This window comes from Geobacter sp., assembly GCA_009684525.1.
GTDB lineage: Bacteria > Desulfobacterota > Desulfuromonadia > Geobacterales > DSM-12255 > Geoanaerobacter.
Window position 1 is genome coordinate 300413 of sequence record WKKR01000001.1, and the last position, 18029, is coordinate 318441.

17 protein-coding genes and 1 tRNA gene are annotated in these 18029 nt (G+C 55.7%); 11 read left to right on the plus strand and 7 right to left on the minus strand.

Going from position 1 to position 18029, the window contains the following annotated elements:
- Positions 1 to 115 precede the first annotated feature (115 nt).
- The 4 genes from pstC to phoU are packed head-to-tail and all read left to right on the plus strand — an operon-like array spanning position 116 to position 3350.
- Positions 116 to 1060 (plus strand): phosphate ABC transporter permease subunit PstC, encoded by a 945-nt coding sequence (gene pstC, locus GJT30_01375; GenBank protein MSM38261.1) that lies wholly within the window; start codon positions 116 to 118, stop codon positions 1058 to 1060.
- On the plus strand, positions 1057 to 1899 hold the full coding sequence (pstA, locus tag GJT30_01380; protein ID MSM38262.1) for a phosphate ABC transporter permease PstA: 843 nt from the start codon (positions 1057 to 1059) through the stop codon (positions 1897 to 1899). Before pstC ends, pstA begins: the two co-directional genes overlap by 4 nt.
- A gap of 9 nt (positions 1900 to 1908) precedes the next feature.
- On the plus strand, positions 1909 to 2667 hold the full coding sequence (locus GJT30_01385; GenBank protein ID MSM38263.1) for a phosphate ABC transporter ATP-binding protein: 759 nt from the start codon (positions 1909 to 1911) through the stop codon (positions 2665 to 2667).
- 2 nt (positions 2668 to 2669) lie between these two features.
- Positions 2670 to 3350, plus strand: a complete 681-nt coding sequence (gene phoU, locus GJT30_01390; protein ID MSM38264.1) for a phosphate signaling complex protein PhoU — start codon at positions 2670 to 2672, stop codon at positions 3348 to 3350.
- A 120-nt stretch (positions 3351 to 3470) separates the two neighbouring features.
- On the opposite strand, the gene ccsB is transcribed toward phoU, so the two are convergent.
- From ccsB to gap, 7 genes are all read right to left on the minus strand, one after another.
- Positions 3471 to 4322, minus strand: coding sequence for a c-type cytochrome biogenesis protein CcsB (ccsB, locus tag GJT30_01395; GenBank protein ID MSM38265.1), 852 nt, complete (start codon positions 4320 to 4322; stop codon positions 3471 to 3473).
- Positions 4319 to 5632: a cytochrome c biogenesis protein ResB gene (locus tag GJT30_01400; GenBank protein ID MSM38266.1), complete on the minus strand. Its 1314-nt coding sequence runs from the start codon at positions 5630 to 5632 to the stop codon at positions 4319 to 4321. Before GJT30_01400 ends, ccsB begins: the two co-directional genes overlap by 4 nt.
- Positions 5633 to 6339: 707 nt before the next feature.
- A tRNA-Leu gene (locus GJT30_01405) sits at positions 6340 to 6426 on the minus strand.
- 85 nt (positions 6427 to 6511) lie between these two features.
- On the minus strand, positions 6512 to 6901 hold the full coding sequence (secG, locus tag GJT30_01410; GenBank protein MSM38267.1) for a preprotein translocase subunit SecG: 390 nt from the start codon (positions 6899 to 6901) through the stop codon (positions 6512 to 6514).
- A 67-nt stretch (positions 6902 to 6968) separates the two neighbouring features.
- Complete coding sequence (locus tag GJT30_01415) at positions 6969 to 7724, minus strand: triose-phosphate isomerase (protein ID MSM38268.1); 756 nt, start codon at positions 7722 to 7724, stop codon at positions 6969 to 6971.
- A gap of 48 nt (positions 7725 to 7772) precedes the next feature.
- Positions 7773 to 8972, minus strand: a complete 1200-nt coding sequence (gene pgk, locus GJT30_01420; protein ID MSM38269.1) for a phosphoglycerate kinase — start codon at positions 8970 to 8972, stop codon at positions 7773 to 7775.
- Positions 8973 to 9052: 80 nt separating this feature from the next.
- A complete protein-coding gene (gap, locus tag GJT30_01425) occupies positions 9053 to 10045 on the minus strand; it encodes a type I glyceraldehyde-3-phosphate dehydrogenase (GenBank protein ID MSM38270.1) in 993 nt (330 codons plus the stop codon).
- A gap of 238 nt (positions 10046 to 10283) precedes the next feature.
- On the opposite strand from gap, the gene GJT30_01430 reads away from it, so the two are divergent.
- The 7 genes from GJT30_01430 to GJT30_01460 all read left to right on the plus strand — a co-directional run bounded on the left by GJT30_01430 (position 10284) and on the right by GJT30_01460 (position 18013).
- Positions 10284 to 11438, plus strand: coding sequence for an acetoin utilization protein AcuC (locus tag GJT30_01430; GenBank protein ID MSM38271.1), 1155 nt, complete (start codon positions 10284 to 10286; stop codon positions 11436 to 11438).
- Positions 11419 to 12276, plus strand: a complete 858-nt coding sequence (locus tag GJT30_01435; protein ID MSM38272.1) for a hypothetical protein — start codon at positions 11419 to 11421, stop codon at positions 12274 to 12276. The genes GJT30_01430 and GJT30_01435 overlap by 20 nt, the downstream gene beginning before the upstream one ends.
- Positions 12264 to 13226, plus strand: a complete 963-nt coding sequence (locus GJT30_01440) for a hypothetical protein (GenBank protein MSM38273.1) — start codon at positions 12264 to 12266, stop codon at positions 13224 to 13226. The genes GJT30_01435 and GJT30_01440 overlap by 13 nt, the downstream gene beginning before the upstream one ends.
- 151 nt (positions 13227 to 13377) lie before the next feature.
- Positions 13378 to 13824 (plus strand): hypothetical protein, encoded by a 447-nt coding sequence (locus tag GJT30_01445; GenBank protein MSM38274.1) that lies wholly within the window; start codon positions 13378 to 13380, stop codon positions 13822 to 13824.
- A 152-nt stretch (positions 13825 to 13976) separates the two neighbouring features.
- Positions 13977 to 14810, plus strand: a complete 834-nt coding sequence (locus GJT30_01450) for an ATP-binding cassette domain-containing protein (GenBank protein MSM38275.1) — start codon at positions 13977 to 13979, stop codon at positions 14808 to 14810.
- Positions 14800 to 15846 carry a DmsE family decaheme c-type cytochrome gene (locus tag GJT30_01455; GenBank protein ID MSM38276.1) on the plus strand — a complete coding sequence of 349 codons (1047 nt, stop codon included), beginning with the start codon at positions 14800 to 14802 and terminating at the stop codon, positions 15844 to 15846. The genes GJT30_01450 and GJT30_01455 overlap by 11 nt, the downstream gene beginning before the upstream one ends.
- Before the next feature lie 16 nt (positions 15847 to 15862).
- Positions 15863 to 18013, plus strand: a complete 2151-nt coding sequence (locus tag GJT30_01460; GenBank protein MSM38277.1) for an MtrB/PioB family outer membrane beta-barrel protein — start codon at positions 15863 to 15865, stop codon at positions 18011 to 18013.
- Positions 18014 to 18029: the final 16 nt, after the last annotated feature.

Below are 18029 nucleotides of genomic sequence, written 5' to 3' on the forward strand. Positions count from 1 at the left end.
TCCGGGCTTTTTTCCGCCTGAATGATTGTTACAGAAAGGCTACACCGTGAAGGAACTGGGTGATGACTGCATAACGACAACAGTGTGCGGAGGATGGGCGGTGCAAGGAGAGGAAATGAAACGGAAGTCGCTTTTTGGCAGGTTCGCCCATGGAGACACGCTGTTCCGGTGGATCACGCTCCTGTTTGCCGCGAGCATCCTGCTGATCCTCCTGCTGATGGCAATGGAAATGGTCAAGGAGAGCCTCCCTTCCCTGCAGCGCTTTGGCTGGGACTTCGTGACCAGTAGCGAATGGGATGCGGTTCAGGAGCGATTCGGATCCCTGCCGTTTTTATACGGCTCGGTCGTATCCTCCATCCTGGCAATACTGCTGGCAACCCCCTTAAGCGTCGGCACGGCGCTGTTCATTACGGACATCGCCCCGAGCAAGGTGGGTAGCATTGTGGCGGCGCTGGTGGAGCTTTTGGCCGCCATCCCCAGCGTCATTTACGGTCTCTGGGGGATACTGGTCATGACACCGTGGCTCCAGCAGACGGTGCAACCGTTTTTGATCGACAAATTCGGTTTTCTTCCCCTGTTCCAGGGGGCGCCCTATGGCGTGAGCATGCTGGCAGCGGTTTTCATCCTGATGATCATGATCATCCCCATCATTACCTCCATCACGAAAGAGGTGCTCCTGGCCGTGCCCCTCGCCCAGAAAGAGGCTGCCTATGCACTCGGAGCAACCCGCTGGGAGATGCTTCGCATGGCGCTCCTTCCCTATGCCCGCTCCGGCATCCTCGGTGCGGTAATCCTCGGGCTTGGCCGTGCCATCGGTGAAACCATGGCTGTCACCATGGTCATCGGCAATACGCCGCAGATTTCCCTGTCGCTCCTGGCTCCTGCCTATACCATGCCCAGCGTCATTGCCAACGAATTCGCCGAGACGACCTCCAAACTGCACGCCTCAGCGCTGATGGAGATCGGTCTCATCCTGCTTTTTGTCACGCTGCTGATCAACGTCATGGCCCGGTTGCTCATCTGGAGCGTTACCCGTGGCAGCACGGGAGGGAAGGCATGATCCGTTATCTGTCTGCACGCTCCCTGAAAAACGGCCTGATGACCCTGCTCATGGTCACAGCGACACTCGCGGTCCTGACTCCGCTGGTGATCATCTTCCTCCATATCCTGAAGATGGGAGCGAGTTCCATCAACCTGGATTTTTTCACCCAGATACCCAAGCCGACCGGGGAGACGGGCGGCGGCATGGCCAACGGCCTGATGGGATCGGCCATCATGATCGCCATGGCATCCTGCATCGGCCTGCCGGTCGGTGTCCTTGGGGCCGTTTACCTGACCGAGTACGGCGGTAACCGTTTGTCCACGGTGATCCGTTTCAGCGCCGATGTCCTGGCTGGCATCCCATCCATCATCACCGGCATGGTTGCTTACACCCTGCTGGTGGTGCCGATGAAGAATTTTTCCGCCCTGGCCGGTGCGGTTTCTCTGGCGATGATTATGATCCCCATTGTGCTCCGCACCACCGAGGAGCAACTGAAGATGGTGCCGGGAACTCTGCGCGAGGCTTCATTGGCGCTGGGCGTGCCGCTCTGGCGGACGACACTCAAGGTGACGCTGGCAAGCGCACGGACCGGTATCGTTACTGGTGTGCTGCTGGCGATCGCCCGGATCGCCGGCGAAACGGCGCCGCTGCTCTTTACCGCCCTGGGCAACCAGTTCTGGAGCAGGAAGATGACCGAACCCATGGCCGCCATCCCGCTGCAGATCTTCAATTTTGCCATCTCTCCTTATGATGACTGGCACCGGCTGGCCTGGGCAGGGGCGCTGGTCCTGGTGGTCATCATGTTTACCCTGAGCCTGGCTGCACGGTATTTCGGCCGGCAGAGCCAGGCCCGCTAGAGGAATGCAATGAACACGAAAGTACGTCTCGACAAGCTCAATGTCCATTTCGGCAGCACCCATGCTGTGAAGGAGGTCTCCATTGACTTCCCGGCCAATAGCGTGACCGCCATTATCGGTCCTTCAGGGTGTGGCAAGTCAACGGTCCTGCGCAGCCTGAACCGGATGCATGACCTGGTCCCCTCGGCCCGGGTAAGCGGCAGGATCCTCCTTGACGAAACCGACATCTATGACCGCTCGGTCGACCCCGTGGCCATCCGGCGTCGCATCGGCATGGTGTTCCAGAAACCGAACCCGTTTCCGGCCATGTCCATCTACGACAATGTCATTGCCGGTTTCAAGCTGAACAGCCGCCTGAAGCGTTCTGCGGCTGATGATATCGTTGAGTCGAGCCTGCAGAGGGTCGCCTTGTGGGATGAGGTCAAGGACCGGTTGAAAAAGAGCGCCATGGAACTCTCTGGCGGGCAACAGCAGCGCCTCTGCATCGCCCGGACCATTGCCGTGCAGCCAGAGGTCATCCTGATGGATGAGCCCTGCTCGGCACTCGATCCCATTGCCACGCTGAAGATCGAAGAGCTGATCGACGAACTCAAGGGACAGTACACAGTGATCATCGTGACCCACAACATGCAGCAGGCGGCACGGGTATCCGATTACACGGCTTTCCTCTATCTGGGAGAAGTGGTAGAGTGCAACGACACCCGCAAGATATTCACCAATCCCGACAGGCAACAGACTGAGGATTACATCACAGGAAGGTTCGGTTAATCATGGAACGTGAACATTACAGTAAGCAGTACGATGCAGAGTTGAACGAGATTCGTTCCAAGCTCCTGGAGATGGGGGGCAAGGTGGAGTTGATGATCAACGATGCCCTCAAGTCACTGGTGGAGCGTGATTCAGCGCTGGCCGACCGGGTCATCGCCTTTGATCACGAGATCAATCGGCTGGAGATGGAGATCGATGAACGGTGCTTGCAGGTATTGGCCCGTCGCCAGCCGGCCGCACGCGATCTCCGCTTTTTGACCCTGGCGTTGAAGATCGTTACCGATCTGGAGCGGATCGGTGACCAGTGCCGCAATATCGGCAAACGGGCCAAGGAGCTCAACGAGGAACCGCCGTTGAAGCCGTATATCGACCTGCCGCGGATGGCCCAGTGGGCCGGCGTGATGGTCAAGGAGGCGCTTGACGCCTTTGTCGGCGGGGACGACCGTCTCGCCCTCAAGGTCTGCGGTGACGACCAGTTTGTCGATGACCTGAACGAGCAGATCCAGCGCGAACTGTTGACTTTCATGATGTCAGAACCAACGACCATCGCCCGTGCCATCAAGGTCAATGCCATTGCCAAATGCCTGGAGCGGATTGCCGATCATGCCACCAATGTGGCTGAGATGGTGATATTTATGGTGAAGGGAAAGGATATCCGGCACACCGGTCATCCGGCCGTGTAAACGGCATCAAGGGTCATTGTTCTTGCGACAACGCGCCTGATGACATGTCATCAGGCGCGTTGTCGTTTCAGCGCCCTGAATGTATCGGTGTGTCCCCCGATTCCTCACGGGGGTAGGGGATCAGGAGCCCCCACCGTAGCTGTGGAGGCCCGACAGGAGGAGGTTGACCCCGAGATAGCAGAAGATGGTGGCGGCAAAACCGATGATGGAGAGCCATGCCGCCCTCCTGCCGAACCAGCCACGGGTGATGCGGGCATGGAGAAAAGCGGCATAGATGAACCAGACGATGAGGGACCAGGTTTCCTTGGGATCCCAGCTCCAGTAGGTGCCCCAGGCATAGTTGGCCCAAGCTGCGCCGGTGACGATCCCCAGAGTCAGGAGCGGGAAGCCGATCATGATCGCCTTGTAGTTGAGGTCGTCGAGAATCCTGCTGGCAGGGAATGTGGCAACGATACTCTTGCCGGAGATATCGGTCTGCCGTTCGTGGCCTTCACGGATCAGGAACATGACCGAGATGCCGCAGGCCACGGCAAAGGCTGCATAGCCGAGAAAGCAGGTCACGACATGATACAGCAGCCAGTTGCTCTGCAGGGCGGGAACGAGCGGCTCGATGCCGCTGTTGAGCCCGAGTTGCGCCCACGCCATGCCGAGGAGCGCAAACGGCATGACAAAGGCTCCGATCACCCGGTGTTTGTATTTAAGATCGAGAAAGAAGTAAAACAGGACAATGGTCCAGGAAAAAAAGACGACCGATTCGTAGAGATTGGAGAGCGGCACATGGCCGACGCCGAGGGCGTATGACTCCTTCCAGCGCAGGCCGATGGCCACGGTTTGCAGAACCAGCCCGACCAGGGCGAGAATGCTTCCTGCTGTGCCGACTCCCCTGGAACGGCTGGCGAGAAAAATGAAGAAGAGCAGCATGGACGCGAGATAGGCGATTGTGGTGCTGTTGAACAGAAGTGAACTGGTCATTTCTCTCCCTCCCCGGAAATATCGTTTCGCAGCCGCTCAACGAGACGGGCAAAAACGGGTTGGAATCCAGCCTGGTTCTTGTTGCTGTGGCCGCCGATGGTAACCTCGCCATCAGTGATCCGTATCCAGACTCGGCGGTGCGACATGAAGAACGCCGCATAGACACCCGCCACCATGAGAAAGCATCCGAGCCACACCACCCAGACGCCGGGGTCCTTGACTACCTGCAGCCCCGTATATTCCTGTTCCTGGCCGCCGGTATAGGATATGAGCGGCAGGCCGTTCTGCTCTGATGTCCGTGCGTTCAGCTCCGGGTATTGGGCGTAGATGACCACCGCCTTGGTTTCACCTGTTGGCGTATGCACCTCGATGTGCGCGGCAGGTCCGGACATGCCGGGCTGGAAGGGGCTGATGTCCTGTGTCGATTCCAGGACGTGCATGCCGCTGCCGTCGGGCAGTTTCGCCGATGAACTGCTGTCGACCGTCAACTGCGTCTTATTGCTGCCGTCCCTATTGCTGATGATGAAATGATGCTCACCCACCTTGCCGTAACTCGACTGGTAGAAGGTTATCCCCTTGTAGGTCAGCGGATCGTTGACGATGATCGGAACCCTGGTGAAGCCGGGGACCGGCTTCCTGTCTTCGAGCACGGTCAGGATGCTCTTGAACTCTTTTGGCGCGCCGGTGTCGTAGTAGCTGACACTGAACTGTTCGCAGCCAATGGCAAAATCGAGCGGGATCTCCTTGCCGGTGCGTGACATGACCGACGTGACCGCCTCACCTTCGATAATGTTCACATGGGCCTTATAGCCGAAAATCGAACCGATGATTGCCCCGATGAAGATGACAATGATGCTGAGATGAACGATATATACCGCAAGACGGCACCAGGGGGTCTTCTGGGCAAATAGGTGGCAGGAACCGTCTGCTTCCGTGACTACGGGTTCGCCGAATTCCGCCCTGAGCAGGGCAATCGACTTGTCCCGCAACAGGGAACGGTCTGCATGGACGCTGACCGATTCGATAAGAGAGAGACTTTTCCCCAACCCTTCGTCCATGACCGTAGTCGGACGGGTGATGAGCCGCCAGATCTGGGGAAGCCTCTTGATCGAGCAGGCAATGAGATTACTGGTCAGCAGGGCCAGCAGCAAGATGAACCACCCGGAATGATACATGTCGAAAAAACCTAGTGTCTTGTATAACTTGAATTTGTTTTCGCCGATGGTCTGCAGATATTCCGGGGGAGGTGCCCCCTGCGGTATGACCGTGCCGATGATGGAGGTGACGGCAAGGGTAAGCAGGAGAAACATGGTGAGTTTCAATGAGCAGAAATAGTCCCAGATGGGCTGGGTCGATGATCTTTCCGTGCTTTTCACGAAGTACTCCTTCTGGTGACGGAACGCGACATTTCACAATATGCCCCTGCATATTCCGCATGAAGGGGATCGTGTGCGTCCTACAATGAATGCGCCGGATGGAAGGGAACCTGGGATTCAGGCCTGGTTCTGCGGGGGAACAAAGATGGAGAGGTATACCTGGGGGAGTGTCCAGTATGGTTCTAACCGGTTGGTCGTTGAGGTGGCCGGAGAAAAGGCATAAGCAAGTGGAGAAGGCAGAGGGGCAAGGCAGGAGCAACAGGAACATTCGGAACTGCATCCGCCAGCCGTGCCGTGATCGTCGGAGCAGGGACAGCCGGTTGTCGGACAACAGTCACTTGCTACAGCGGTTTCCCGGACCTCTTCCTGTGGGGAACGGGAAAAATGCTGCGCATAGCTGTTAACGCTCAAGAGCAGAAAAACAGAAAGCAACAGGCATGCTGTCAAGCGTGTGCAGATCATTCGTATCGCGGCGGGGCCTTTCAGAATTTCAATAATCGTAATGAAGATCAGCAAGGAATGTCAATGTAAACTTTTCGGGATGGACAGGCGCACAGTTTTCACGCACTCCTGTGAAACCTCACGGGTGAAAGGGCCCGTGCCAGGCATGAAAAAAGGCATCCCGAAGGATGCCTTTTGTTTGGTGCGGTGGAATGGACTCGAACCATCACGAGATTGCTCCCGCCAGCCCCTCAAGCTGGTGCGTCTACCAATTCCGCCACCACCGCAGATCTGATTATGGTTCCCGTTTGAAACGGGTTTTCTATCTACCATTTCCAGGCAGATACTGTCAAGAGTAAACTTTGCCGTGTTTTACTTCTGTGCCGGCACCGGGGTAGCCGGTTGTGCCGGGGGGGCTGCCTGCTGTGGGGCTTGAGGCGCTGCCCCGGGAGCTTGCATGGGGGCAGCGGGCGCCGGTGCTGCAGGTGCCGCTTTGGGTGCTGTTTTGCCCGACATGATGGATGAGGAACTCGAGTGACCCGAGCGGTAGGCAAGGGTGAGCGAGGTCAACATGAAGATGATGGCCGCACCGGTGGTGAGTTTACTCATGAACGTATTGCCGCCGCCGGCTCCGAATACTGACTGGCTGCCGCTGGCGCCAAAGGATGCACCCATCTCCGCACCTTTGCCGGACTGCAGGAGTACGATGGCAATCAGGGCGATGCTTACGGTGAGATGCAGGAATACAAGTAAAAAGGTCATGTCGATCTGCCTCCAGTTGAAAAACTCCTCTTATATAGCAGATTCGGCATAAAAAGAAAAGCCTCTTTTAGCTGCCGAAATTGACAATGGCAGCGAAAGAATCCGCCTTGAGGCTGGCCCCTCCGACAAGGGCGCCGTCAATATCCATCTGGGCCATGAGCCCCTTCACATTATCCGGCTTGACGCTGCCGCCGTAGAGTATCCGGATGGCAGCGGCCGTCGAGGTGCCGCCAATCCCCGATAGTTGGCTGCGGATAAAGGCATGGGCTTGCTGGGCCATTTCATCCGTTGCGGTCTTGCCGGTGCCGATGGCCCAAACTGGCTCATAGGCAATGATGATGCCGGCCATCATGCTGGCATCGATACCGGCGAGGGCACCGGTTACCTGTCGCTTGAGAATGTCCAGGGTTGTGTTCGCCTCACGTTCGGCAAGGGTTTCACCGACACAGACGATGGGTACCAGGCCTGCAGCCATGGCTGCCTTGACCTTCCGGTTAACGGTCTCATCGGTTTCGGCAAAGTACTGCCGTCGCTCTGAGTGGCCGATGATGACATGGCTGCACCCCGCATCGACGAGCATCTTGGGCGATACCTCGCCGGTAAAGGCGCCTTCTTCCTCCCAGTAGCAATCCTGCGCCGCCAGGTTGATGGGAGTCGCGGCGATCAGGCCGCTGACCCGGCTCAATACGGTGAATACCGGAGCAACGACGATTTCCACATCTTTGGTATCCTGCACCAGCGGCACCAGTGCCTCGATGAGTTCACTGGCTTCCTGTCCGGTCTTGAAGAGCTTCCAATTGCCGGCAATAACGGGTTTGCGCATAATTCACCTCGTATGGCTGCTGTAGATCCCCAAAGGGGAGGGGTCGAACTATCTGTGACCGTTCTCTTCCAGTACCTTGATGCCGGGAAGCTTTTTCCCTTCCAAAAGTTCGAGGAATGCGCCACCACCAGTGGATATGTAGCTGATCTTGGCGTACTCTCCTGCACGATGCACCGCAGAATCGGTGTCGCCGCCGCCAACAATGGTCAGGGCATAGGAGTTTGCGACTGCCGAGACCATGGCAAAGGTCCCCCGGGAAAAGGCATCCATTTCAAAGACCCCCATCGGGCCGTTCCAGATGATAGTCTTCGCATTCTGTAGCGCCTCGGTGAAGAGGGTGACAGTTGCCGGCCCGACATCCAGAGCCATCCATTCATCCGGGATCTCCTGGATCGGGGTGACCTTGGTTTCGGCCTCGGGGTTGAATCGGTCGGCAACAACGCAGTCCACGGGGAGATAGAACTTGATCCCTTTTTCCCTCGCAGCCTCATAGGTCTTCCTGGCGGTTTCGAGCAGATCCTCTTCTACCAGCGATTTACCGATATTGTAGCCGAGAGCCTTGAGAAAGGTGAAGGCCATCCCGCCGCCGATGACGATCTTATCCACCTTGTTGATGAGGTTTTCCAGGACTTCGAGCTTGCCCGACACCTTTGCCCCGCCGAGTATGGCCACCAGGGGGCGGATCGGCTTGGTCATGGCCTTTTCGAAGTAGTTCATTTCATTCTTCATCAGGAAGCCGGCAGCCACGGTGGGGAAGAACCTGGTAATCGCTTCCACCGAGGCATGGGCGCGGTGGGAGACGGCAAAGGCGTCGTTGATGTAGATCTCGCAACCGTTGGTCAGCGCCTTGGCAAAATCCTCGTCGTTCTTTTCCTCGCCGGGATAGAAACGGACATTCTCCAGCATCAGTACATCGCCCGGTTTCATGTCGTCGATCATCGCACGGACTTCATCGCCAATGCAGTCGGGGGCGAGCTTTACTTCCTTGCCCAGCAGGCGGGAGAGCCGTTTGGCTGCGGGAGCCATGGAGTATTTGGGTTTTCGCTCCCCCTTGGGCCGTCCCAGGTGGGAGGCGAGGATGACTTTGGCGTTATAGTCCAGAGCGTAGTTTATGCTGGGAAGAACGGCCCGTATCCGGGTGTCTTCGGTAATGTTCTGGTTGTCGTCGAGGGGAACGTTGAAGTCGACCCGCATGAAAACTTTTTTCCCCTTGAGGTCTTCAATCTCATCGATATAGCGGATTGCCATGTTACCTCCCGTGTTCTCAGTACATTGAAGTAAAAAAAAGGAGGGGGATCGCTCCCCCTCCTGATTATTGTAAGAGTTCGTTATTTCCCAACCAGTTTGAAGAGGTCGACTACCCGCTGGGAGAAGCCGCACTCATTGTCGTACCAGGAGAGCACCTTGACCATGTTCCCGTCGAGCACCTTCGTGCTGAGAGCATCGACAATGGACGAGAGGGGATTGCCGTTGAAGTCGATGGAGACGAGCGGTTCTTCACAGAATCCGAGGATCCCCTTGAGGTCGCCACGGGATGCTTTCTTGAATGCTGCATTGACCTTGTCGGCGTCGGTCTTCTTTTTCAGGGTTGCAACCAGGTCGACCACGGAGACGTTGGGGGTCGGCACGCGGATCGCCATCCCGTCCAGTTTGCCTTTCAGTTCGGGAAGGACCAGGGAAACCGCCTTGGCCGCACCGGTCGAGGTGGGAATCATGGACATGGCGGCAGCGCGGGCGCGACGCAGGTCTTTGTGGGGAAGATCGAGGATGTTCTGGTCGTTGGTATAGGAATGAACCGTGGTTACCAGGCCCTTTTCGATGCCGAAAGCGTCGTTGAGAATCTTGGCCACCGGCGCGAGGCAGTTGGTGGTGCAGGAAGCATTGGAGATGATATGGTGCTTCTTGGGATCGTAGAGGTTGTCGTTGACCCCCATGACGATGGTGATGTCTTCGTTGGTGGCCGGTGCGGAGATAATGACCTTTTTCGCTCCTGCCTTGAGGTGCAGTTCGGCCTTGTCGCGGGCAGTGAACCTGCCGGTCGATTCAAGAACGATGTCGATCTTTTCCTTTTTCCAGGGGAGCAGGGACGGGTCCTTTTCCGCATAAATCTTGATGACTTTGCCATTGACAATAATGGCATCGTCGGTCGCTTCGACCTTGCCGGGGAAAATGCCATGGACCGAATCGTACTTGAGCAGATGGGCAAGGGTTTTGGCGTCGGTCAAGTCGTTAATGGCGACAAACTCGATCCCTTTTTCCTTCGCTGCCGCGCGCAGTACCATCCTGCCGATCCTACCGAAGCCATTGATTGCGATTCTCATGCGGTGTAACCCCCCTCTGTGAAGTATTATGTCGCCATTAAACTAGCAAACCGCCAAATAATATACAGCCTAAAGGCTGGTCGTCAACCGATAAATTGCAGTGCAGGGGGAATTCAGGGAAACGGTTACCCAGAAAGTAGGTGGGTAATTTGGGGTTGACGGTTACAGGGAAATCAAGGTAATGTTTGCAAATTAACAAGCCCTTATATGGTGCCTGCATTGCATTGAGGAGGTCTTGGTGACTGCCAGGACGGCCCTGATTTACTCCAATCGTTTTAATACCTTTGATTATGGTGCCGATCATCCTTTTCATGTTCAGCGTTATCAGTTGACCTATGAACTGATGATGGCCTACGACCTCATCGGCACGGTGGGGCGGGAGGTGCACGATTATCCCTTGGTCACCGAAGAGGCGTTGCAGGGATTTCACTCTGCCGAATACCTGGCCAAGCTGAAAGAGTTCAGTGCTGATAGCCAACCCCGTGCGGATTTCCGCTTTGGTCTCGGTGATGTGGAAAATCCCGTTTTCGAAGGGCTTTACGATTGGACGCTGCTGGGGACGTCAGGCACGGTCGAAGCTGCACGGATGGTGGTCGAAGAGGGGTATGACATCGTCTTCAACCTTGCCGGCGGTTGGCACCACGCCCATCGTGCAAAGGCTTCCGGGTTTTCGTACCTGAACGATGCGGTCATTGCCATAAACAGCTTGTTGCAGCACGGGAAAAGGGTTGTCTACCTCGATATCGATGCCCATCATGGCGACGGGGTCCAGGAGGCGTTTTACGATACTGATCAGGTTCTGACCGTTTCGCTCCATGAAAGCGGTATTTATTTTTTTCCTGGTACCGGATTTGAGCGCGAGATCGGCGCGGGGAAGGGACGTGGCTATTCGGTCAATGTCCCGCTGGTGGCGCACACGGATGACGCTCTGTTCATGAAGGCCTTTGATGAAGTTGCCTTCCCGCTGATAGCCGCCTTTGATCCGGATCTGCTGGTTACCCAGCTGGGTGCCGATACCTTTCGCACCGATCCGCTCACCAGGCTGGAGATCACGACCCATAGCTACTCATATATCCTCAGGAAGTTGAAGGCACTGCGGATTCCCTGGGTTGCAGTGGGTGGCGGCGGCTACGACAACATGAATGTTGCCAGGGCCTGGACCCTGGCATGGGCCATCATGAACGGCATCAGTCTCCCCCCGCGCCTCCCGGCACGCTTCCAGGGGCTGATCAAGGGATTGGGGTATCAGCACAGCATGCTGCTCGATGCCATGCACTGGGCACAGGAAGACGACAGGAACAGGGCTCTCGATGCGGTGGAGAAGAGTATAGCCGCCATCAGGAAAACTGTCTTTCCCGTACACATGGGTGGCCATGGCAAATCTGCCCGGTAATGCACCGCTTCTGAGCGTTTCTGGCAGTCCTCTCTTTTGCCTGAGGGAGGTGAATGCGCTTCCGGACAGGGAAAAGGAGCGGATCTACGGATCGCTCATCCCCGAGCGGCTCTGCCGGATGCTGCAGATTTCAGCCGAGACATTCTGTTCGGCAGAAGGGGAACGTCTCGTCGTTGTTACGGCTCCACCGGGTCTAGGGCTGCTCCGGCTGGAGGTGCGGCTGCATCCGTATGACCGCGACACCGTCTTTTTTCTGGATGTTGCCGATACCCCGTATCGGCAGCTGGAGCTCGCTTTCTGCATCATCAACGATCCATATGCCCGGCGCTTTGATGTGGACCTGGACAGCAGGGGGCAGGATAATTGCTTTACCACCCTGGGTCGCAACATCCCCGAGGAGATACGGGCAATGCAGGCAGGGCTCTTTCCCAATCAGACCCGCCGCGGCCTGCGGATGTTTGCGGAGTTTTTCCCGCTTTTCGAGCGGTTTGCAGACTCCCTGGGCGTCGAGATGATTGTCGCGGAGCCATTGACCTACGACAATGCGATCAGGTATGAGAAATACGGTTTCGATTATCTGACCGGACGCATGCTGATGCAGATGATCGATCGGGAATTCGAGCCCGGAGGGAAGTTGTTCAGACGCCTCGACGGCTCCTCGCCGTTTCGCATGCCGGGGCAGGATCGGACGGTCCGCGGTCGCAGCTGGGCCATCCATGACGGTATCCTGGACGAGCCGTGGGACAATATCCGGATATACAAGATGATTGGTATTCATGCAGAGATCAATACTTTTCCCGGCAGGGAAGAAGAGGAGGACCTCCCATCGGAGCTCTAGAGAGAAACAAGCCGACCCCCATTGACGGTATCGTCTATTACACGCCACCCGAAGGCTCAGTGCTGGAAGGGCGGGACGGACGGGTCTCAATCGCATTTACCGACGGTATTCCGGTGCCGCTGGAAGAAGCGGATCATCAGAAACTGGATGAAGCGGGGCTGGGTTACGATATGGTCGGCAAGGGGATCTACCTTGCCCTGCGCAACAATCCCGACTGCGTGAACAACACGATCTATGCCGGATGGCTGCGCGATGCCTATCCCCATTACCTTGCCGAGCTTGCCAGCCATATCCTGATGCTTGACAACAAGGATGTCGAGGTCTCCTATCTGGACCGCAAGATCAATTACCTGAAGGTTATGGCTCTGTTGCAGCCCGATGATCCTAGAATTATCGGGCAGATAGGAGCGACGTTTCTCGATCGTGGTACACGGATGTCGGCGCTGCATCAATCGACGGTCAATCTGTATCGGGCCGAAACCTTCCTGAAGCGGGCCGTGGAACTCAACCCCTCTGATGCGACGGTAAAGCTGCATCTTGGAGAGGTGCTCTATCTTTTGGGCCGATACCAGCAGGCTGCAGAGAACTGGCGGGAGATTCTGCCCGGGCTGAAGGGCGCGGATGCCGAGCGGCTTGTGGCTCGCTGCGCAAAGGTCGAGGGGGGGGCTATACCGCGGGTCCCGCCGGTGGACTACCTGGAAGCCATAGGCGTTGCATTCGGCTGCTACCAGGGGGGGGATTTCGAGGAATGTGCCGCCATCCTGCGAGATGTCCTCGACGATCTGGCCTTTTGTGAAGAATTCCCTTTGCCCGAGGTCTGGTATTACCTCGGCCTCTGTTTCCAGAACCTGGCCATGCCGAGGGATGCGGAACTGTGCCTGAGGGAAGCCTTGCAGCGTGATCCCGGTTTTACCGACGCGCAGCAGGCCCTGACCGATCTTGCACGATGAGCGGGGGAGCGATGCTTGGATTCAGTGCAGCAGACTGGATATTCATTGCCGGTGTCATGGTCGTGATCTTTATCTGTGTCGCCCTTAGCGACATGCGGCGAAAGAAATAATCGGAGTGCATGCCGTTGCCATATATTCATAAGGGGGTGGAATGAGGTTGGAACATGATGACACCGAGGAGCGCCGGCCGATGGCACTTACCCTGCTTTCGGGACTGTATCTCTTCTTCTTCCTGGTGTCCGCCTCGACCTTCGGCAATCCGTTTCCTTTTCTCGGAAAGATCTACAGTGGTTCCGCGGCAAAGGTACTGGTTATCGCTGATTGTCTCATCTGTCTCTATCTTTTGCTCGGCATACTCAAACGGCAGTATCTGACCTGGTATCTGTTGCTCGTCTATAATCTGTTCGAGGTGCTCAATACTATCATCAACCTGAATTTCATCACGCCTGCAGAGATAGAACGGGTGATTGGGGTTCAAGTGCACAAGGAAGGGCTCTGGATAAACAACATAGCTGCTGCACTGGCGATTCTGCTCCTGTCACAATTCATCTACAGGAGTAAGCACCATTTTTCAAACCGGCAGAAATATCTATTTTAACATCTGCCGAGGAACTATTTTAGCCGATGGATGCCCTGTTCAGGTTGCACTGGCCTGCCCGGTCTGCTATTATTGCGATGTTTTCGCACCATATGCGAGGTGAATACTTGTTCTTCCGATCTCTGCTGGAGCAGAACATATCTACCGACGGTATCGTCGACAAGGTGAAGCATGGTCTGGCACACACCTTTTTTCATAGTGATGATGCCGATTGTGCCGTCAATCTTGAAGATACCCATGGTGTCGAGATCCGCATCGACAAGCTCTGTAAGCGGTTTGGCAGTCATCAGGTTCTGCAGGATGTGGACCTGGAGATCAAGGCGGGAGAGACCTTCTCCATAATCGGACCTTCCGGTACCGGCAAGAGCGTTCTGCTCAAGCACATCGTCAAGCTGGAGACCCCTGACAGCGGCCAGATATTCATCAACGGCATGCCGATCTTCGATGTCAAGAAGCAGGAGTTGTCCAGAAATTACCGATACAGCATGGTATTCCAGTCATCTGCCCTGTTCAATTCCCTGACGGTTGGTGAGAATGTCGGCCTTTGGCTGCGTGAGAAACGGATCTGCAAGGAACAGCGGATCAGGGAGATCATCCGGTCGAAGCTGATGTTGGTGGGGCTTGAGGGCAAGGAAGGTCTCAGAACGTCCGAACTGTCCGGTGGGATGAAGAAACGTGTCGCCATTGCCCGTTCACTGGCCATGAACCCGGATCTGATCCTGTATGATGAACCTACTGCCGAGCTTGACCCGATCAATACGGACGAACTGGCAAATACCATTCTGGGGCTGAAAGAGACAACTAAGAACACCACGATCATTGTTACGCATGATCTCAATTTTGCGCTCTATATTTCCGATCGGATTGGCATGATGCATGAAGGGCGGATCATCGAGGTGGGGACTCCGCGCGAAATCAAGCAGAGCCAGAATCCCATCGTTAAGCGGTTCATCTTTACCACGACAAAAGGTATCAATGCCGACTGATGACAGTAGGAGTTCCGACTGTGTTTCAGGCAGGGGGGGCAGGGTGGTGTGGCACTGCGCAAAGATTACAGTAGCAGGTTTCCTGACGTTGGCGCTCTGTGCAGCATGTGCCGACTTGAAGCAAAGCAGGCCGCTTTTGCCGGTGCGCGAATATGAACGTCTGATTGTCGGTCGATTGGACGCCGAGTACGTCGGTACGGATAACTGCGTGGCAAAGTGCCACAAGCACGATAAGATAACCGACAACTTCAGGCACAGTATTCATGGTGAACAGATCAAGCCTGAAACCGGCTTGCCGCTGGTTAACTGCGAATCGTGCCACGGTCCAGGGAGCCTGGCAATCGCCAATCTGGACGACGACCCCGATCTGAACGATTCCCAGAACAAAAAATGTGATACAACGAAATTCCTGGATATCATGAACCTCCCACCGCAGGCGCAGTCCCTGTTGTGTCTGAAATGCCATACAGCCGCTTCTACTCCGGTCCTTGCACTCTGGAATGCAAGCGCACATGCAATGAACGATGTCAGTTGCTTTGACTGCCACCAATTGCATCGGGGTCCCCAGCAAAAGGTCAGCCATGATGAGATGGCTGAACTCTGCTATGGCTGCCATCCTGATGTGAAGATTGAGAACAATCTCTTCTCCCATCACCCGTTACGGGAGAAAAAGATGTCCTGCACCGACTGTCACGAGGTGCACGGTTCGATGCAGGACAAGCTCCTGCGCGGATCGACCCCGAAGGAAACCTGTACCCGGTGCCACATGGAGAAGCAGGGGCCGTTTGCTTTCGAACATGGCGATGTCACCGAGAACTGTGCCAATTGCCATACTCCGCATGGTTCGGTCAATAACGGGCTTTTGTCGGCAGCTTTGCCTTTCCTCTGTTTCCAGTGCCACGGTGGTCATACTCTCGATACGACCTCCGGGGCAAAGCAGCTTTTTGTGAATCGCTGTACCGACTGTCACTCACAGGTTCATGGCAGTGACATCCCGTCTCCAGCTGAATTTGGCGCCGGGACCTTGCGTCAGTAACCGCCTCTGACCCTTTATGTCAAGGAGCATGACAGTGTATCGACATTCCGTTTTTACATTGATAGCAGCAGGATTCCTCTCCGGCTCCATGTCGCTGACGCATCCCGCGTACGCGGAAGAGGTGCCGGCGGCAACGGAGGAAGTGCATCAGCTGCAGGAGGCGAACCCCGAAGCACAGGAGGAGACGGAAGTCGAGAAAGTTGAATTGCCGCTCACCGAAAGCAAGATAGAAACCCACAGCCAGGTGCGAACCTTTGCCGGCTATCGTTTCTTCAGCTTTGACGGCAATGCCGGCAGGGCCGCAGAATACGAAGATCTCCATTCAGGGCCAACCTTCGGACTCACGAACAGCATCCTCGGCCGGGACCACAAGTTTATCGTCGATGGTTCCTACCTTAGTGATAATGATTATTTCGGCGATCTTTCCTACGATTATATGGGGGCATATCGCGTTCACCTGCGGAGCGAATCCCTGTACCACAACCTTGACCGGCTCCCGTCATCGGTTCCTAATGCATTCACCTTCGGGTCTCCCTACCAGGGTGATACAACGAATGATGCCGCACGTTACGGCATGCGGGTAGAACAGGATCTTGCCTCGTTGCGTGCCCGTATGGGGTACTATCCGATTCACCTGAACCTGCAGTACTGGCGGATGATCAAGGAAGGGGCTTCACAGCTTCGATATGCTGATCAAGCCTTTTTCCCCTCCACTGCCACAAACACGATCTATTCCGCAAATCGTCTCGTCAACCGGGAAACCCATGAAGGGAAGCTGGGTTTTGACGCCCATCTCGGTCCCATTGACCTGATTTATGACTTTACCGTACGGCAATATACCGATCATGCCGGGACTCCTACCGACAGCTTCGTTGCGAGGGTTGATGCCCTCCATCCCGAATATCTGCAGCGTGCCGGTGGGACCTTCGACCACAACGAAACCCCTGACAGCCGCTATATGGCCCACTCGGTCAAGCTCCATACCGAACAGACCGGCGGCATCGTGATCGCCTCTGCATATACCTTTGCCCAGCGGAGCAACCTTTCCTCACTGACCCAGGTGTCTGGTGCAAACGGACTGACCGATACCCTGCATACCGCAGCAGGGGACCTGGTCTATACCCCCTGCAAGGAATTCTCGTTGGCGGTCCGTTTCCGTCATCAGGAGATTGATCGCGAGACTGCAACGGTTTCCATGTCTCTGTTCACACCGTCAACCATGTATGCCTACCAGGGGATTGACACGAAACGTGACATCATTTCAACTATCATGTCGTTTCGACCAGTGAACGATTATACGGTCAAGGCCGAATACCGTGGTGATTTCCTCAGGCGGAGCAATGTCACGGCCTGGGATCCGTATACCAACAATGTAGCGGGTATGTCATTGCCGGAAAATGAGGAGATTCACCGCGGGATCATTGCGCTCATGGCCCGCCCCCTGAAAGGGCTCCGGCTCAAGGCACGGTACAGCTATACTGCAAACGGCCAGCCAGCATATGGTGTTTCTTACGATGAACGGCACGAAGGGCAGTTGCTGGCGACCTACACCATGAAGGACCGTTGGGGGATTTCCGCCAATTACCTGAACAGCAGCGAGCATAACGGATCGAAAAGCATCAGTACCTTGCAGGCCTTTGCCGACCCGGTCACGAATCCGCTGACGAATTATGCACTGCCGCGCGACAAGACGATGGTAAGTGCTTCTGCAAGCATCTGGGCCAATTTTTTTGCCGGTCGTCTCAACGTGACCGGCACGGCTGGATTGCTGAAGAGTTCCATTGACCAGGATATCCTTTATGCAGCTACGACTTCTGGAAGCTCTGCTGCTGCCAACTACACCAGCAACGCAATCCTGTACGGCATCACCACCAACCTGCGGCCTATGGAAAAACTGGATCTTTCTCTGGCCTTCCAGCAGGTTATATCCGATGCCGAGTTTGATCCCTCGTATTTACAATATGCCACGAGCAACACAACAGGGGTCAAGGAGCTCACTTGGCTCAAGACAGTCGAAAACTCTGTCAGTTTCAAGGCAGCATACGACTTGACCAAGAATGTATCGTGTGGGGTTGATTACCGCTTTCGTCAGTACTCCGATGATCGGAATACGCTTTACGACGGCGCGGTTCATGCAATTATTGCCAGCATGTCAGCGAAATGGTAATGGATGAATAAGCCCT

Coding starts and splice junctions, on each gene's coding strand:
- pstC (MSM38261.1), top strand. CDS start 116: ATGAAACGGAAGTCGCTTTTTGGCAGGTTCGCCCATGGAGACACGCTG.
- secG (MSM38267.1), bottom strand. CDS start 6,901: ATGACCTTTTTACTTGTATTCCTGCATCTCACCGTAAGCATCGCCCTG.
- GJT30_01385 (MSM38263.1), top strand. CDS start 1,909: ATGAACACGAAAGTACGTCTCGACAAGCTCAATGTCCATTTCGGCAGC.
- GJT30_01400 (MSM38266.1), bottom strand. CDS start 5,632: ATGTTTCTCCTGCTTACCCTTGCCGTCACCTCCATCATCGGCACGGTC.
- ccsB (MSM38265.1), bottom strand. CDS start 4,322: ATGACCAGTTCACTTCTGTTCAACAGCACCACAATCGCCTATCTCGCG.
- GJT30_01460 (MSM38277.1), top strand. CDS start 15,863: ATGTCAAGGAGCATGACAGTGTATCGACATTCCGTTTTTACATTGATA.
- GJT30_01445 (MSM38274.1), top strand. CDS start 13,378: ATGAGGTTGGAACATGATGACACCGAGGAGCGCCGGCCGATGGCACTT.
- pstA (MSM38262.1), top strand. CDS start 1,057: ATGATCCGTTATCTGTCTGCACGCTCCCTGAAAAACGGCCTGATGACC.
- pgk (MSM38269.1), bottom strand. CDS start 8,972: ATGGCAATCCGCTATATCGATGAGATTGAAGACCTCAAGGGGAAAAAA.
- GJT30_01415 (MSM38268.1), bottom strand. CDS start 7,724: ATGCGCAAACCCGTTATTGCCGGCAATTGGAAGCTCTTCAAGACCGGA.
- phoU (MSM38264.1), top strand. CDS start 2,670: ATGGAACGTGAACATTACAGTAAGCAGTACGATGCAGAGTTGAACGAG.
- GJT30_01455 (MSM38276.1), top strand. CDS start 14,800: ATGCCGACTGATGACAGTAGGAGTTCCGACTGTGTTTCAGGCAGGGGG.
- GJT30_01435 (MSM38272.1), top strand. CDS start 11,419: ATGGCAAATCTGCCCGGTAATGCACCGCTTCTGAGCGTTTCTGGCAGT.
- gap (MSM38270.1), bottom strand. CDS start 10,045: ATGAGAATCGCAATCAATGGCTTCGGTAGGATCGGCAGGATGGTACTG.